Here is a 17,289-nt window from a genome sequence, read left to right on the forward strand (position 1 = left end):
CACACTGATCCCGTTCAACCCCGTGCCGATATGTAGCAACGAGAAGAACCAGGGCTTTGGGGGTCCTTATAAACCGGGGCATACCACTATATCTGAAGATCTTCTACGAACATCCCGCTTACTCATATTCACAATCACTATCGATCATGTCACCAATCATCCAGACAGAGAGCCTGACAAAAACATTTGGCTCAAATACGGCTGTCAATGCTGTGTCGTTTGATGTTCAGAAGGGCGAGGTCTTTGGTCTGCTCGGTCCGAACGGTGCCGGAAAAACAACCCTTCTCTCCATGCTCTGCACGATTCTAAAACCCACATCCGGTACGGCGGTGATCAACGGGTATGATATCATCAGGGACAGTGCCAGGGTCAGGCAATCGATAGGGATTGTCTTCCAGGATCCCAGTGTTGATTCGGATATGACATCACGTGAGAACCTGCAGATGCATGCAGATCTCTATGGTGTCCCTGTATCACAGCAGGCTTCCCGGATACAGGAAGTTCTGACGCTTGTCCAGCTCGAAGACCGGGCAGATCAGTTTCTCAACACATACTCGGGTGGTATGAGACGACGCCTTGAGATCGCCCGGGGGCTGCTTCATTATCCCCGTGTGCTCTTCCTTGACGAGCCGACCATCGGCCTTGATCCCCAGAGCAGGGAGCATATCTGGTCATATATCAGGCAACTTCAGGAACGCGAGGATATGACGCTCATCCTCACAACTCATTACATGGAAGAGGCAGACGAACTCTGTAACCGGATAGCCATCATCGATCATGGAACCATTGTAGCCCTTGATGAACCGTCGGCCCTGAAACAGGCTGTGGGAAGTGAGGTGATTCATCTTGAGACAGATGAACCTGAAAAACTTCAGGATCTGCTGATGAAGATCCCGGAGATCGAGACGGTCAGGGTGACCGGCGGTGAAGTGAGGGTATCTGTTCCCCATGCAGATGATGAACTTCCACGGGTTATGGAGATAGCATTCAAGGCAGGAATCCGGATGAAATCGGTGCATCTCACCCGTCCTGACATGAATGATGTCTTCATGCATTACACAGGAAGAGAGATCAGGGAGGAGGGGCATGAATCGATAGGACGAATGGCGATGATGAAGAGGCGGAGTTCACGATGAGCGAACTTCGCGGAATCTATACCCTCTGGCTCCGTGAAGTCAAGAAGTTTGTCAGGGAGAGATCGCGGCTTGTTAATGCATTTGTCCAGCCATTGCTCTGGCTTTTCATATTCGGAACCGGAATGAGATTCTCAGCAACAGTTCCAGGGGTTAACTACCAGCAGTTTATCTTTCCCGGACTTGTCTGTCAGGCGATGCTCTTTACGGCAATGTTTCTCGGTATATCAGTCATCTGGGACCGGGAGTTTGGTTTTTTAAAAGAGATCCTGGTCTCTCCGATGTCCAGATCATCAATATTCTGTGGTAAGATGCTGGGTGTCAGTACTGATGTCATGATCCAGGGAGTCGTTATTTTTCCGTTCGCCTTTCTTATCGGGGCACAGATGAATGTTGGTATCTTTCTGTTGTCCCTGCCGGTCATGCTCCTTATCACCTTCGGCCTCGTTTGTATCGGTCTTACTTTTGCAAGCCTGATGAAAAGTTTTGAGGGATTCGGCCTCATCCAGACCTTCATCAACATGCCGATGTTTTTCTTGAGTGGTGCTCTGTTCCCACTCAATAACGTCCCACAATGGCTTCAGGTTGTGAGTCTGGTAAACCCGCTCACGTATGGTGTCGATGCTCTCAGAACGGTTATGATCGGTCAGTCCTGGACAGGTATCGCACCGATATCTGTTGATATCGCAGTTCTTCTCGTCTTTGATGTGGTAATGTTTACCGTAGGGACCTGGGCATTCAGCAGGACCGAGTAGATAGGAGACAGGACGGCACACGTTTGAATGAGGTTCTTCATCACCCTTACCCGGGGCCCAACAGGGGATCGTTGGATCTGATAATGCATGTGACATCCCGAATCGCAGACTGTCAGTGATCCTGATCCACATTTTTAAATGAACCACACTCACAGCAGACGGTATGAAAGGACGAGACAATTCACAGGTGAATTTGTCTCATTCAAGCCATCCTCTCATATAGCCTGATTATACAGACGCATCCTGTATGATGCGTTTCAAAGAATCCATAACCTACCCTTGATAAACCACCGGATCTGTTAATATAATCTGGTAAATCGTATTTAAACGGCTCCAGCGACGAAAACGAAATACTAATGCCAGATGGTATCTCATGTTAGATTCTACGAGTGGGATGATCGAAAGAGACCGCTCGTGGCTTATCGCAATTAAAACGCAGCATACATGCTCGAACTCAGTTGTCAGAAACTGTGAACCACGATGAGGCTGACCATGAATTACACAAAAACAGAAGATCCCCGCACACCCATTCTTAATCTTGGCGGAAGCGGAATGATGGCAGGGAAATACATCTCGTATGACATTTTGAGTACTTCTACTTTTCTATCACCCGGATGTACGGACGATGGATCTGCTGATACGATGACCCCGGACAATTCCCATCAGATCTGGGATTGTTGGTCTGTTCGTCTGGATTTCCATGCCACCAATGCTCTCTCTGCATACCCGGGTGATCTCAATGGCAGACAGTAGCCACGCAACCAGATCCATCTCCTTTGATGCGTTACAAGAGCTTCAGACCGGGGGGTACCGCAGCATCCGGGTTGCGGGAACCTCCCGGATATTTGATCTCATTGCATGGAAAGGAGAGGAGATCCTCTTTCTTGTGGTGAGGAGATCACGGTCAGTCGGGATAGGCGGATTCGCTGATACGGTAAGAGACCTGGCCGGTTTTGTCAGGGAGAAGGTAGTCCCGGGGCCAGTTCAGTTCTGGTTATACCGATCAAACACCTGGCTTCGGTACCGGATTCTGCCCGGAGGGGCAGTTCCAATCAGGGGGATAGGGGTATGAACCAGTCATTCTCCCGGATGCCCCAAGAGAGGGAAGAGATGAGAGTGGCCATTTCAAACCTCTTGTCCCCGTCGAACAGGTACCTCTCAAGAAATCAGTTGGATACCGAGATCTCAGGTAGTCCGGAGCGGTATCCCGGCCTCTGCAGGCTTTCACCACGGTTCCGGAGGACGTTTATCACCAGGTATATGAGAGGTCGATACCAGGCCAGGGATACCTCACGAAAAGACTGTTTTGTCTGGATCGTGGAGGTACCATGAACAGCGGTGAGGCGAGGATATGCCCGTTCATCTCGTCAGGTTCTGATCTTGTCAGATGCCTGGGCAGGGAGTGCAGAGCCTGCAGGATGGTTCTGTCTGGAGAAGGTGAGATTCTGCTCTGTGCCCTGTTGGATACAGATCTCTATGACTGCTGGGAGGTTGCAGATGGCGTATTCGCGTGATAACTCCTGCCAGTCATCCTGCCGGGATGTCTGCAGACCGATACACAGGATCAGCCTGATACACAGGATACGAAGGATCATCTGCAGACTCCGTCTTCCAGATCCATTGTTCCTCGTTCCGGATCTCCATCAGTGGTTCTCTCGGGGAACCGGGAGAGAAATATGACCCATGATCTCATCCTCACTGCCTGTCATCTATTCTGTGGAGAAGGACAGGTAGCCGAGGTCAGGGCTCTTGGGAAGCGTGGGACTGCTTCTGGGTACTTTGATGACCAGGCGAAACTGGCAGCGGCAGTGTCGGGTATCGAGAGGATGGGGGAGTACAGCGGAATTTACATCACACTGAACCCGGTAAACCCTGACCTGCTTGCACGACGTGCGAACCGGCTTGAGACACGGCTCGGGAAGGGTGATGCTTCGACCGGAGACAATGATATCATCTCCCGGCGATGGCTTGCGATCGATATCGATCCGCTCCGTCCGTCAGGAGTCTCATCATCAGACGAGGAGCACGCAGCAGCTCTTTCAAAGGCAGAGCATATCGCAGGATATCTTTCAGATCTCGGCTGGCCTGATCCGGTGGTTGCCGATTCAGGCAACGGGGCACATCTTCTGTACAGAATCGATCTTCCAAATGACGACCAGTCAAGGGATCTGGTGAAAGGTGTGCTTGAGACACTTCATATCCTCTTCTCTGACACGTCTGCAGAGGTTGACAGGGCGGTCTTTAACGCGAGCCGGATCTGGAAACTCTACGGCACAACCTCACGGAAGGGTGATAATGTGTCAAAGCGGCCTCACCGGCTCTCAAAGATCCTCTCTCTTCCTGAAAATTCCGGGATCATTTCAGGAGAGCAACTCATGGCTCTTGCCGGTCTGCTCCCGAAAGAACAGCCAGAACCTACATTCAGGGATAAAAAGAGGGGTGAGCCGATTGTTTTAGCGGACTGGCTCAGTTCATACGGGATCAGGTATGATCACAAGCCATATGCAGGGGGATCTCTCTTTGTGCTTGATGAATGTCCGTTCTCATCTGCACATTCAAGCGGTGCATATGCGATACAGTTCCCAAACGGTGCAATCTTCGCAGGGTGTCATCACACATCGTGCGGGTCCGGGACACAACGGTGGTCAGAGTTCCGTGAGAAGTTTGAAGGAACGATTGAAGAACGGCTCAAACGGCTGAAGAGGCGGCGGAGGGATGACGAAGAGGAGAGCGTTGATGCCTGCGGTTCACAGGCTGACCCGGCCGGGGAGGAGACGAAGAGAGAGACGGTCAGGGTGCTCCGGCAGGGAGATCCGCTGCGATACATGCTTGATACCTTTGCTCTTGACCATATCGGCGATCCGGTGGTTGCTGAGTGCCTGGTGATGTCTCTTGCTTCACGGCTGGTCATCAACGCAAAAGGGTTGCATGTCTCTGTTACCGGTGAGTCAGGGAAAGGGAAATCGCATACATTTGACACAATGCTGCAGCAGGTTCCACAAGAGTTCAGGCTTGAGGGCAGGATGAGTGACAAGGCCCTCTTTTACATAAAAGGGATGAAGCCAGGTTCTGTTATTGCACTTGACGATGTCTCGCTCTCTGATCAGATGCAGGAGATCCTGAAAGGGGTCACGACCTCGTTTAAGAAACCGTTCATGTACCGGACAGTTGACAAGGATCGGGGAGGGAAGACGTGCACTATTCCTGAACGGTGTGTCTGGTGGGTTGCAAAGGTTGAAGGGACCGGTGATGATCAGGTCTGGAACAGGATGTTGACCTGCTGGATCGATGATTCGCCAGAGCAGGATGCACGGGTGATGGCTCATACGCTTTCGGAGGCTTGCAGTGTTCCTGTCTGTGGTTGCGGGAATGTCAGGGAACTTGAGGTCTGTAGGGATATCTGGCGGTCTCTCTCACAGGTCTGGGTTGTTGTTCCGTTTGCAGGACGGATTCGGTTCAGTTCGTCGCTCAACAGGAGGAATCCTGACATGTTGCTTGATCTCGTGAAAGCCCATGCGGTGTTGATGCAGAAACAGCGTGAACTCTCCGAGGCCGGTGATATGATGGTTGTGACTGCGACGGTTGAGGACTTCAGGAATGCATGTGTGCTCTACACGGCGCTGAACAATACAAGCGGCGGACAGGAGACGAAGCTGACAAAGCGGGAGTCTGAACTGGTTGATACCATAAAGCGTCATGGTCAGGGTGAGATCACGATATCAGAGATGCAGCACCTGACCGGGCTGTCACAGTCTGTAATCTACAAGATGATTCACGGTTCTACTTCGAGAGGTACGCATTATTCAGGGCTGCTTGAGAAGTGTCCTGCCATAGCGGTCTGTGATCGGACGCTCGTGAGTGACGAGAACGGGGTTACGCTTGCACACCGGAGGGAGAAGGCGTACTCATGGGACCAGTCTGTATATGAGGCCTGGTCGTCTGACGGCTGCTGCTGGCTTGACGGGGATTCCGGTGGTTCTGGTGATATTCCACCGTCAGGTCCTGATGGGTGCAGCGGGAAAGCGGTGTCAAGCGGCAACATCGCGGAGTGTCCCGCTCTGGTAACGAGCACAGATTCGGGGAGTACAGAAGATAATACTAATAATAATTTATTTTTATGTACTCATAGCGGAGATTGCGTATGTATGCAGGAGGGGATCTCTGATCGCCTGTCTGTATGTGATCATACACATGATTCTGATCGTCCCGCTACGAGAGATCAGGATGCATCATCTGACGATGCATCTTTGAAGAATCACGATTCAGAACGATTACACGATAGCGGGATCATTGGTTCACTTCCCGCTATTGCCGGGAGTTTACCGCTGAACGGTGATCCTGCGGTACGAGGGAGGATCAGTCGTCGTGAGATCAGGGTTGAGGATTTTTCCGGTATCGGGATTGAGGCCGGGCCATGTGACTGCTGTGGTGCGAAGTGGGTGCATTTCAGGGAGAAGTCAGACACAGGAAATGTAAAGATCTGCAGGCAGTGCTATGAACTTGTCAGAAGGGCTGAGAGCAGCAGGGTCAGGATTCTTCCCGGGATTGTGAACAGGTCTGCGATGGTCAGGGTTTCCTCTGACCGGGGGAGATGTCAGGTCTGCAATCTGAAGAAGGCAGAGTGGTTTGATCCGGAGACAAGAACTGCTGTCTGTGATATCTGTTATGGGAATATCCCCCCGGTTGGGGGAGCGAGCCGCGAAGCGGCGAGCGATGGGGCAGATGAGTGATCCGGGAGTATGATCCCCGTTTCATGGTTTTGTCTGATGGGGCAGATATTTGAGATGGCAGAGACCGCTGAAGCTTGAGGGTGAGGATTAAGTCAGGCTGATCAAGGGCAGGATGAGATCGGGGTGATGACCCGGGATACTGCTGGTCATGTGCTACTCGGAGAAGGGGGTGATTTCACTCCGGACGGGTCAGTAACACTCTCTGATTCAGGGCACGGGTTTGTTATGGAGATCCTGTCTGGAAACGGGGCCATTTTTTGGCGATATCGCAGGAGGTGAGAAATCTGCCAGATCGGTTGCCGAAAAAGGGTGCGGCGTTTTAAGACCGGGAGGAGAGGCTCAGGTACGTGCCGGGGGTGATCGGGTAGAGATGAGAAGTATAAATGGCAGAGGGGTCTTTTACACCCAGATATCGGTATGAAAAAAGATTGACCAAATCATTGACTAACTGAAGGATTCCAAATCACTACCGGATGACGGTTGTGACGCGGAAATATCATTCATTTCGGTATGGTTTGGAAATTTCAATCCACACACCCGGAAGGGTGTGACGTTTTTGAGGATTCATCGCTCGCCCGTTTCAGAATTTCAATCCACACACCCATGAAGGGTGTGACGTTCCTGCAGGTGTATTAGACCATTCAGCAGTATTTCAACCCACACACCCATGAGGGGTATGACCTTGTATGTCGCCTGATGTGTTCGTTCTGCTGTTATTTCAACCTACACACCCGTGAAGGGTGTTACCGAGGCTCTCTGCGTATTTCTTTGCCTGGATGGTATTTCAATCCACACTCCCATGAAGGGTGTGACCTGGAGATGCAAACGTGATCGAGATCTCTGGAAAATTTCAATCCACACACCCGTAAAGGGTGTGACGGTATTAACCAGATCATCGAGCAGGAGATCCGGATTTCAATCCACACACCCGTGAAGGGTGTGACCAGCGACCCCTTGATACATATGAGGATGTCGTAATTTCAATCCACACACCCGTGAAGGGTGTGACACTTTCCTGGTGTTAGAATCGATTGCTTTCTGAATAATTTCAATCCACACACCCGTGAAGGGTGTGACAAAAAAATCGGAAGGACTCACTACCAAGATCGATATTTCAATCCACACACCCGTGAAGGGTGTGACATCGAGTGTTTCGCTATCTGAACGACATACCAATTATTTCAATCCACACACCCGTGAAGGGTGTGACAGGGGTATTCTGTTCTATCCTCGACGTCGGGACTATTTCAATCCACACACCCGTGAAGGGTGTGACGCCGAAAGGTGGCTAACATCCTTGGGTATGTTGATTTCAATCCACACACCCGTGAAGGGTGTGACACGAAAATCGCGTATGATTCAGCATCCGGGATCTGATTTCAATCCACACACCCGTGAAGGGTGTGACTAATCTCCGGTTGATGCGGTGTAAATATGTTTTTATTTCAATCCACACACCCGTGAAGGGTGTGACGGAGGGGAGATGTGAGGTTTCCCATTAGTCCTAAATTTCAATCCACACACCCGTGAAGGGTGTGACGGAGGATCTTTCCCCGGTATGCATGGACGTCCTGATTTCAATCCACACACCCGTGAAGGGTGTGACTACCAGCATAAACTCATTCTATCCTGGATTCCAGATTTCAATCCACACACCCGTGAAGGGTGTGACAACCGAGGCTCCGGTTCTTGTCATACTTCCCGGTATTTCAATCCACACACCCGTGAAGGGTGTGACTTAATTCAGCGCATCCAGACTGTATGAGGTTAAATTTCAATCCACACACCCGTGAAGGGTGTGACGTTAAACTGGGTTGCCAGGGTTGACTCAGTACCGGTATTTCAATCCACACACCCGTGAAGGGTGTGACGCCCTTGCTCCTATCACACTGTTTACATCAAGTATTTCAATCCACACACCCGTGAAGGGTGTGACGATTATGCCGCCGTCTTCAAGGTATGGAGAGATATTTCAATCCACACACCCGTGAAGGGTGTGACTAGCCATTGGTTCCGGGGGTGTTGCCGTTGTGTGATTTCAATCCACACACCCGTGAAGGGTGTGACAATACGTTTAGTTTACCATCACGCACAATAAAATATTTCAATCCACACACCCGTGAAGGGTGTGACGATGGTTCTTCTGTTGGTTCTACTGGTTCGATTATTTCAATCCACACACCCGTGAAGGGTGTGACTTGTGTCTTCTGGTATGGGTTGTTCCGCATCAGAATTTCAATCCACACACCCGTGAAGGGTGTGACCAAATTCTTCGGTATTTTGCGCGGCGTCTTCGGTAATTTCAATCCACACACCCGTGAAGGGTGTGACCTCATCCTTACCTCCAAGATTCATCGGCGTTCCTATTTCAATCCACACACCCGTGAAGGGTGTGACTCATTCACGCGATGCATATCCATCCCCTTATAGAATTTCAATCCACACACCCGTGAAGGGTGTGACCAGATCAGAGATGCCGAGATAAAGCGCCTGAGAATTTCAATCCACACACCCGTGAAGGGTGTGACATGACATGTATGCAGAGTATGAGCTTGAATACATATTTCAATCCACACACCCGTGAAGGGTGTGACTAACAGAAAAAGACACAATGGTCCACAATACACTATTTCAATCCACACACCCGTGAAGGGTGTGACTATTCTTTGATGATCTATAATGATCTACAGTGTATATTTCAATCCACACACCCGTGAAGGGTGTGACTATACAAATCATGGAGTGTATAACTTGCTCACTTATTTCAATCCACACACCCGTGAAGGGTGTGACTGCAAAAGATCGAAGCCAACCATTGTTTATTACCATGGTCTCCTCGGTCAACAAACCATTATTTCTTATTTTATTTTAATTAAATGGTTGCAAACATTTTATGCAAACAAATACATAAAATAAAATGCCTGAATTGGATAGACACGCTTTAGCTGACATGATAACAAGTTGCCCAAATCTTTTTATTCAACAACTCTGAATATGCCGCGAACCTCCCAGGAAAACTATGATCGCTCAGGGTTCGCGGAATCAGGTGATAAGTATCCCTTCAGGATCATACCCGCCTTTTGTCCCATAATGTTCAACCCGGTTTTTCCAGTTTTTACCAAGGAAATAAAACCGTAAACTATCACGATCTACGTCTACAATTGCATACAACTGATGTTTCAGATCAGTAAACTGGGCAGGATCTACAAGGCACTCAAACACTGAATTTTGAACCCGTTGCCCATAATTTTTACACACCTTGGCAACATACCGAAGTCTTTTCTTACCTTCCGATGTCTCCGTATTTACATCATACGTAACCAGTACCATCATACAAATCTAATTCATGAAAAACGGTGGATATCCATCAATATCTCCCCGAACAAACCGTGCCAGAAGCAATGCCTGTACATATGGGAGCAGACCAACAGGAATTTTTTCTTTCAGATAGGGATGAGTAATCTGATCAGTCTTTCTTTTCTGCCAGGCAGAAAGGATGGTTTTTCTTCCTTCATCGGTAATAAAAACACCTCCATTCTCTTTCTTTAAAAAATCTTTACCACTGATCTGCTGAAGGTTGACCAGATTTAATGCCAACCGATCTGCAAGAAACGGACGCAATTCTTCCATTACATCCAGAGCAAGACCCGGTCTTCCGGGTCGATCAGTATGAAAGAACCCAACATAGGGATCGAGACCTACCGTCTCAAGTGCTGACTCCACATCATGAGCAAGAAGGGTATAGAGAAATGAGAGGATGGAATTCATATTATCAAGAGGGGGTCTGCGGTTCCGCTCATAAAAGAAGAAATCATTCTTCTGCTTCAGAATAAGTTCATCAAAAACATCAAAGTACCATTTTGCGCAGTTTCCTTCAATACCACGGAGGGAATCCAGTGACTCACAGGTATCAACTCTTTGGAGAGCATCAATAAGTAACAGATCCACATCACGAATCTTCTTGGCATTGACCACCCCCTCATGATCCCGGACACTTCTTCCAAGAACTGACTTACAATTTACAATTTTCCCGATAATACATGATTTTGCTATTTCAAGTGAGTCATGCTCATTATCAGCAATACGATACTGAACTCTGCGAAGAAGTACATTTCCTCTGATCTTACCATGTACACGAGCCTGGAATCTTCCGGATGGTGTAAGAAATGATAATCCAACATGATGTTCTGAACATAACTGCATCAGATGTGGAGAAGCACCCATATATCCAAAACAAACGACACCTTCAAGGTTATGAATAGGAATTCTGAATTTTTCCTGATTCTCTACTGAAACAACAACATTGTCACCATCGCGACTCAAATATGATTCAGGAGTCGTGACATAGAGAGTATTGAGAAGTTTACGCATGATCCTCCTGATCTACCACAAAATTTGCTATTGGAAGACTCGCTTCTTTAACATGAGAATGAATATACTTCCCCACTGATGATGCTTTCCGGGTCAACTTTGGAACACATATCTCAACAAGTGAGCATAACTTACAGTTTGCATCCATAGATGCAACCGGGGTGATCCCTTCCTGAAAGAGGGAGTGCATCTCTTCAGAAAGTGTCATTACAAGATCACGAAGTTCTTGGGTAATTTGCAGATGAACTCTCCTCCTGATCTCGTGATAAAAGAAGTCTGCCTGCTCAATTCTGGTATGCAGCATCTCTTCAAGACACATTGCCTGGGCACAAAGCTGAACTTCATCCCTCCTGTCAATCTTTGGTCTTCCTCGTTTGTACTCAACAGGACAAACCCTCCAAAACCCATCTCTGCCGGGAAGTGTGATCCCGGTTTGAGCCTTGACATACTCAATAACATCGGCAATACCATACAAACCAAGAGAATACGAAACCAATGGATATGCCCTTGAAACAATCACATCACCCCGTGTTTCACAAAGAAAAGGATCATCTGCCCGTTCATGGAGATAATGACCCTCAACAGTTCGTTGATCATCCTCCCACTGACGTTCAATATGAATCAATGCCCATTGGCGTCTGCAAAAGTAAAAATGTTGTATTCCAGAAAGAGCCAGGAGTTCATCATCGGAATACTTCTTTCCACTCATAATTTTTCAATTAATTCAACACCATTTGGCATGGTTGTATCCACAGAAACCTGATAATCGGAGTATGAACGGGGTGGGAGTTCTTTGGATACACGATCGATTTTTATCTTATCAAAGAGAGTATGTGCCTGACAACATCCAAGTACAGAATTATGTTTGAATATGATCAGTTTTCTGGCAGCCATCTTTCCACGGGCAGCAGAGTGATCATGCTCAAACATATTAACAAGGCTTTCCCAAAGAAGACTCAGATCATCCTCTGAAAATCCAGTTACTTTCTGGGCAAGGTTTGCAGAAACATATCCTTCAGCACGGTATAGTGCATAGGGAACAATCTGTTTCTTCCCCATGGTCTGCCCTTTATCCAAGTCCTTTGGATCAGTGACGGCCTGACGTGTTACGGTCACTTCCTGTTGAAAAATCGGGTCCAAACTCCGGGAGAAGTTAATCTGAACCGGTCCGCGAACCTGGCCACAATTTACTTTTGTTGTCATAACTGCACCAAAAGCACGGATATCAAAAAAATTCTGGCACATGAAGTCAGTTAAACGCTTATCACTTGGATTTTTGGGACTGGCAGGTAATCCTGCATCAAGATATGCCTCTTCATTTCTTGTGTTTAATGCAACCCCGGACTTGACATATATTCGATATGGTGAGACCCCATCTTTCACAAGTTCCACATAATCCCTGATCTTCCGTTTCAAACAAACGTCGGTAACTATTCCAAACCCGGTCTGTGGATCGATTCTGGGCATATTACCCATATCAGGATCGCCATTTGGGTTTCCATTCTCTACATCATACAACAATACAAACTCATACCGGTTTTTAATTGGTTCACTCATAGATTATTCCTCCTTTGAATCCTGTTTTTTAATAAAAAATGCCTGCTTCTGATGATAATAGCCGAGCATAAACAAGCCCTGATCCTCAAGACTTAAAAATGCCGGAAAAGAACTTACTTCTGACAAAATCTCTTTAATCGCCTGATCTGTTTTAAAACCCCAGTCAGATTTGGCTATATGATGCTGGGCAAGTTTGAGCAATACCGGAAACACTACTGCCGGCGTTGAAGAGGCACTACTGAAATATTTGCTGTTGATAGTGCTGCCCATCTCTTTGTTTGTCTCGCTCTGCACCTTTTCAAGTACTGCAAACAACCGGCCAAGCCGGTAAGGTACATTCTTACTCTCTTCATTCAGACTCATGGTAATCAGATTTTCCTCAAATGATGATCTTCCGGATCTTGAAATCCGCTGTAAATATGCCTTAATAAAACCTGCCCTAATATAATTGATCGATCTCTCGACTTTGATCCGGTTGAGAATAGCATAATACATCTGAACTGGATATGGAGTCCCATTCAGGATTGCACTAAACATTAACCCAGCAAGAAGTGGTGATACCTCTGCATTTTCGGTCCTTGGAATAGACTCCTGCAGCAACCGATACACTGATATAAAGGGTGGCCCGTAGTCACCACGAACAATCTCCAGATCAAGGTGATGCCTGGCAATTCGTTCTATAAAATGACCAAAAGAATCCTGGTACCAGAACCGGATTGCGAGTCTGGCATTATTTGGTGATAAACCAAGGATATAAAACCGGGTTTCAGGTTCTGCTCCGATAACTTGTTGATTAATCGGTTCCGAATTTCTGACTTTGGTGAGAATGTCCCGAATTAGTTGGATGGTTCTTACATCCTTTGAATGATTCTCTTTGTTTTCTGAACCATCAGGATTATCTTCATCAGATCCAGAAGGAGGATTAAAGAGTGATAGGGCGAGATCTTCACATGATCGATCCGCTGTTTCAGCCCAGAAAACAACAGTACTATCTCCAATTCTGATTCTGCTCTTTAGATCAGCAAGAAGATAGTTCAATACAGTAGTATACTTGAATTCCGCGGTAATTCCAATCGGTGCATTATAACTTTGTTCTTTACCATATGAGCAAAAAGCAGGAGCATTAAAACTCACCAACGAAGCTCCGGCAGGCTGGGCACCTGTTACACCTTTGATCTTCTGATGGGTCTCAGAAATCGGTTCAAGGTTTCCAGTTACAAGACAATGGGCATGTGTTGTTGTATCCTCATTGTCACATAGACTCAACTTTTCCCATGCTCTTCTGATCTCATCAAATTGATGGAGATATTTGTTACCGGAACCTGCTATCTCAAAAACAAAAAACGATCCGCTTAAAATATCATCTTTATACTCAGTGATCTTCTCATTCTGAAGAGAGTTCTCTGGTTTCCAAGAGTCGATGAATTTTAAAAAACTTCTAACCTCTCCAAGTTCTACATTGTCAAGAATTGAGTGTTGTAATGCTTTAAATGCTTCAAAACAATCTTGAGAACGTTTTGTGATGACAATCAAATCACCAACGGTATCATCAAGAACCCTGATATTTTTTGAAGAATCATTCAAATTCTTCTCGCGATCCTTTTTCAGGATCACGTCAACGCCAAAGATGTACTTGGCATTATCGCACAGAAAATAGGGACGAATAGTATTGGCTCTTGAATCCTGCTTTGGTACAGTTAACTCCCGAGGCCTTGGTTTCTTATCCTTCGTTCGTATGTCAATAACATGTGACAGTTGGCCATCCTCTGAAATCTGAAGAACAAAAGAGACCTTCGCTGTACTATAGCCGAGTTTGGGAATAGTACACCTATCGTCCCGGGCGAGAATATCATAATATTGATTCAGAGCCTGGATGATCACGATACACAACCCCCGGACAGACACTGTTCAACATCAATAATCCCATCCCTCATCTCGGCCCGAAAAAAGACAGGATTCATCTGATCATCAAAATTGATGTCATAGAGCATGAACCCGAGATCCTGACACGTTCCTATATAGCAGGAACGGGGAACGTCTCCTTCAATCAGTTCATATGTAACCGGAAATTCTCTGCATCCGAAATAAGGCTGATGAAAACACTGACCTTTTCGCATTCGTCGAAGTGCAATATTGTAATGTTTCTCTACCGTATCGTCTGCTCCGGCTTTTCCAGTCAGATCAAAATGGGCTTCTATGCAATAACAGACATCACGAAGAAGATAGGATGCACGTTGCTGACGGTTTGCGTTTGAATCCAGGAATAAATCAACATGAGATCCATGTAACGCACTTTTAACCTTGGCAGCAGAGATAACTCCCTCTACCTCATTTCTTCTGATATTATCAAATTTAATCGGATTCAATACGTGAATTTTATCTATCTTCCATCGGATTGCCGGCTTCCAATAAATAGCCTCTAATATACCACGGGCAGCAGATGGTGTCATAACATCATAACTCACCCGTTCGACCTTCATCTCAGGTCTAGTAAAACAGGCATAATCTCCAGAAACTTTCAGTGTAACTCCAAAACCCATTCAGAACCTCCTAAGATATTAACAGTCCTCCAAATACATCGTCACCTGACACCCGTACAAGCCCGGTCTTTTCACTATACAATCGCGGATTCACAAGAATATGAAACCGTTCACCTAATGTCTCAATTGATCCGTTCTCTTCAAGTTCACAATATTCTGGAGTATATACCCTTACTGTATATCCCTGTAATTTCCGGGCATTTTCACCTGGAAACCCTGTTTCTCTCATCTGTTTAATTGCATCTTCTGCAGTTTTATCAAAGGGAATAATCACATCTTTGGTGTTCTCTTCGATCAACTGAAAAGCATCACTTACATCTTCAAAAGGAAATGCCAGTTCTTTTGTATTTTCTTCTAATAAAGCGAGAATACCCTTTTGATCAAGCCCATAATCTCCTTCATAAAAGTATAGTTTCCCAAAATACTCTTCAATAGCAGGAAGAGAGAGTGGATCATCATAAGATTCGAGCACCATCCCTCCGATCTCAGCTAACTTTTTCTGCCAACTCGTAGGTTTTCCATGTTTTTCTGTTGAATTAAAAAGAAATACTTCTCCTGTTGGAAGCTTTCCCTCACGGTTACATCTTCCTGCTGCCTGAGCAATTGAATCAACACCGGCCATAGCACGGTACACAACAGGAAAATCAACATCAACACCGGCTTCTATCAGTTGTGTAGAAATAACCCGGCACTCTTTACCTTCTGCAAGCCTTGTTCGTATCTTTTTAAGTATTTCACTCCGGTGAACCGGACACATCTTGGCACTAAGGTGGAAAACTGGATCCTTATCTGAAAAAGAGTCAAACAGTAATTGAGCGTGTTTTCTGGTATTGACAATACATAGAACCTGTGAACACTGTTCCAGTCTTGGTGTTAGTTCTTGATCAGAGAGTTCTCCCAGATGGTTTATATGAACCCGTTTAAAATGGTCATACAACTCACCAGGTGATTCCATAATTTCGGTAACTTTCAGATTTTTATCTAGTAACCCACCAATCTTTGGCTGGGTCGCAGTGCATAAAACAATTGTAGAGCCATAATTAGTCACCAATTCAGACAAAGCCTGAAGAGATGGTTTCAGATACTCAGTAGGCAGCATCTGTGCCTCGTCAAGAATAATTACACTCTTTGAGAGGTTGTGCAGTTTCCTACAGCGGGATCTCTTGTTGGCAAAAAGAGATTCAAAAAACTGAACATTCGTAGTCACGGTAATGGGAATATCCCAGTTCTCGGTGATCATCTTATACCAGCGATTCTTCACCTCAAAATCATCATCGTCTTCACGAGAGGGACTAAAGTTACTATGATGTTCAAGAACATTTTTCTCACCAAAAATATTCTTAAAAATTTGTGCATTCTGTTCAATAATGCTGGTATATGGGATTACATAAAAGATCCGTTTCAAATTGTTCTTTTCTAAATGTTTTAGAGCAAAAGCCATCGATGAAAGGGTCTTCCCTCCACCGGTAGGAACAGTGAGGGAAAAGAACCCAGGGGATAACACCGCCCTCTCCAAACACTGATCACGAATCATCTTCCGATATTGATTTATTACTGTCTTCTTTGAGTCACCAGCCATAGAGGCATCATATTGTGAAAACAGGTCTGAAAGAATAGTGAAAGAATCATAATTTGTCCTGATATGAGAAGAGTCTGGTTTTGAAAAAGATTCAGTATCCAAAGAATCTGCATCAACCAGACACGAATACAGCATCCTGATAAAAAATGATATTGAAAAGCCCATCCTATTTGATATAGGACGGATGGGGAGGTATCTGGTCGTCAGAGCACCCGGAATAATCTCCTGTTTATAACAAGAATAATCTTCAATCACAGAATGTAAGAGGCGCTCCTGAAGGCCACTCTGTGCACTTCCGAAATTAAGCAGCCCGGTGTGGTGACCGGCGATAATATAAGCCATTATCCTGCTTATTGCCTTATCATAGACAACTCCTGCTTCACGTGCACCTGCGGTTGAATGATCCACACGTATTGAAGATCCCTCAAGACGTTTCTGAAATTTATCAGAATATTTTCCAATATCATGAAGGGTTCCACAGGCATATGCAATATCTTCTGCTGAAAAGTCGGATGCAAAAGAAGATGCTAGATCTGCAACCTGGATGAGATGATCTTTCAGCAGTTGCCAGTCGCGTTTATCAGTATTTTCAGTTGTGTGGGCATAATACATGCAATCACATCA

The 17,289-nt window shown here is 46.2% G+C and carries 15 protein-coding genes and 1 CRISPR repeat array; of the genes, 7 read left to right on the forward strand and 8 right to left on the reverse strand.

Features of this window, described 5'->3' with window-relative positions; genetic code table 11:
* Positions 1–146 precede the first annotated feature (146 nt).
* The 5 genes from ACHZA2_RS02840 to ACHZA2_RS02860 all read left to right on the forward strand — a co-directional run bounded on the left by ACHZA2_RS02840 (position 147) and on the right by ACHZA2_RS02860 (position 3,220).
* On the forward strand, positions 147–1,136 hold the full coding sequence (locus tag ACHZA2_RS02840; RefSeq protein WP_319578461.1) for an ATP-binding cassette domain-containing protein: 990 nt from the start codon (positions 147–149) through the stop codon (positions 1,134–1,136).
* Positions 1,133–1,888 carry an ABC transporter permease gene (locus tag ACHZA2_RS02845; protein WP_319540299.1) on the forward strand — a complete coding sequence of 252 codons (756 nt, stop codon included), beginning with the start codon at positions 1,133–1,135 and terminating at the stop codon, positions 1,886–1,888. Before ACHZA2_RS02840 ends, ACHZA2_RS02845 begins: the two co-directional genes overlap by 4 nt.
* Before the next feature lie 492 nt (positions 1,889–2,380).
* Positions 2,381–2,641, forward strand: coding sequence for a hypothetical protein (locus tag ACHZA2_RS02850; RefSeq protein WP_319578462.1), 261 nt, complete (start codon positions 2,381–2,383; stop codon positions 2,639–2,641).
* Positions 2,628–2,960: a hypothetical protein gene (locus ACHZA2_RS02855; RefSeq protein ID WP_319578463.1), complete on the forward strand. Its 333-nt coding sequence runs from the start codon at positions 2,628–2,630 to the stop codon at positions 2,958–2,960. Before ACHZA2_RS02850 ends, ACHZA2_RS02855 begins: the two co-directional genes overlap by 14 nt.
* A complete protein-coding gene (locus ACHZA2_RS02860; RefSeq protein WP_319578464.1) occupies positions 2,957–3,220 on the forward strand; it encodes a hypothetical protein in 264 nt (87 codons plus the stop codon). Before ACHZA2_RS02855 ends, ACHZA2_RS02860 begins: the two co-directional genes overlap by 4 nt.
* Before the next feature lie 35 nt (positions 3,221–3,255).
* On the opposite strand, the gene ACHZA2_RS02865 is transcribed toward ACHZA2_RS02860, so the two are convergent.
* Positions 3,256–3,483, reverse strand: a complete 228-nt coding sequence (locus ACHZA2_RS02865; protein WP_319578465.1) for a hypothetical protein — start codon at positions 3,481–3,483, stop codon at positions 3,256–3,258.
* A gap of 81 nt (positions 3,484–3,564) precedes the next feature.
* Between ACHZA2_RS02865 and ACHZA2_RS02870 the strand changes: the two genes are divergently transcribed.
* Together ACHZA2_RS02870 and ACHZA2_RS02875 are read left to right on the forward strand one after the other, a co-directional pair.
* Positions 3,565–6,618 (forward strand): hypothetical protein, encoded by a 3,054-nt coding sequence (locus tag ACHZA2_RS02870; protein ID WP_319578466.1) that lies wholly within the window; start codon positions 3,565–3,567, stop codon positions 6,616–6,618.
* A 126-nt stretch (positions 6,619–6,744) separates the two neighbouring features.
* Positions 6,745–6,897 carry a hypothetical protein gene (locus ACHZA2_RS02875; protein ID WP_319578467.1) on the forward strand — a complete coding sequence of 51 codons (153 nt, stop codon included), beginning with the start codon at positions 6,745–6,747 and terminating at the stop codon, positions 6,895–6,897.
* Between the two features lie 242 nt (positions 6,898–7,139).
* A CRISPR array of direct repeats spans positions 7,140–9,411; the repeat unit is 32 nt; unit sequence ATTTCAATCCACACACCCGTGAAGGGTGTGAC.
* Positions 9,412–9,660: 249 nt separating this feature from the next.
* Here ACHZA2_RS02875 and cas2 read toward each other — a convergent pair.
* Genes cas2 through cas3 form a run of 7 tightly spaced genes read right to left on the reverse strand, consistent with a single transcriptional unit; the run spans position 9,661 to position 17,277 of the window.
* A complete protein-coding gene (gene cas2 / locus ACHZA2_RS02880; RefSeq protein WP_319578468.1) occupies positions 9,661–9,951 on the reverse strand; it encodes a CRISPR-associated endonuclease Cas2 in 291 nt (96 codons plus the stop codon).
* A gap of 6 nt (positions 9,952–9,957) precedes the next feature.
* Positions 9,958–10,989 (reverse strand): type I-C CRISPR-associated endonuclease Cas1c, encoded by a 1,032-nt coding sequence (gene cas1c, locus ACHZA2_RS02885; protein WP_319578469.1) that lies wholly within the window; start codon positions 10,987–10,989, stop codon positions 9,958–9,960.
* Positions 10,982–11,698, reverse strand: coding sequence for a CRISPR-associated protein Cas4 (cas4, locus tag ACHZA2_RS02890; RefSeq protein WP_319578470.1), 717 nt, complete (start codon positions 11,696–11,698; stop codon positions 10,982–10,984). Before cas4 ends, cas1c begins: the two co-directional genes overlap by 8 nt.
* Entirely contained in the window at positions 11,695–12,546 is an 852-nt protein-coding gene (cas7c, locus tag ACHZA2_RS02895) for a type I-C CRISPR-associated protein Cas7/Csd2 (protein ID WP_319578471.1), read from the reverse strand. Before cas7c ends, cas4 begins: the two co-directional genes overlap by 4 nt.
* A 3-nt stretch (positions 12,547–12,549) precedes the next feature.
* Positions 12,550–14,427, reverse strand: a complete 1,878-nt coding sequence (gene cas8c / locus ACHZA2_RS02900) for a type I-C CRISPR-associated protein Cas8c/Csd1 (RefSeq protein WP_319578472.1) — start codon at positions 14,425–14,427, stop codon at positions 12,550–12,552.
* Positions 14,424–15,086, reverse strand: coding sequence for a type I-C CRISPR-associated protein Cas5c (gene cas5c / locus ACHZA2_RS02905; protein ID WP_319540288.1), 663 nt, complete (start codon positions 15,084–15,086; stop codon positions 14,424–14,426). Before cas5c ends, cas8c begins: the two co-directional genes overlap by 4 nt.
* Before the next feature lie 10 nt (positions 15,087–15,096).
* Positions 15,097–17,277, reverse strand: coding sequence for a CRISPR-associated helicase Cas3' (gene cas3, locus ACHZA2_RS02910; protein WP_319578473.1), 2,181 nt, complete (start codon positions 17,275–17,277; stop codon positions 15,097–15,099).
* Positions 17,278–17,289: the final 12 nt, after the last annotated feature.

This window comes from uncultured Methanospirillum sp., assembly GCF_963668415.2.
In the GTDB taxonomy this organism is placed as follows: domain Archaea; phylum Halobacteriota; class Methanomicrobia; order Methanomicrobiales; family Methanospirillaceae; genus Methanospirillum.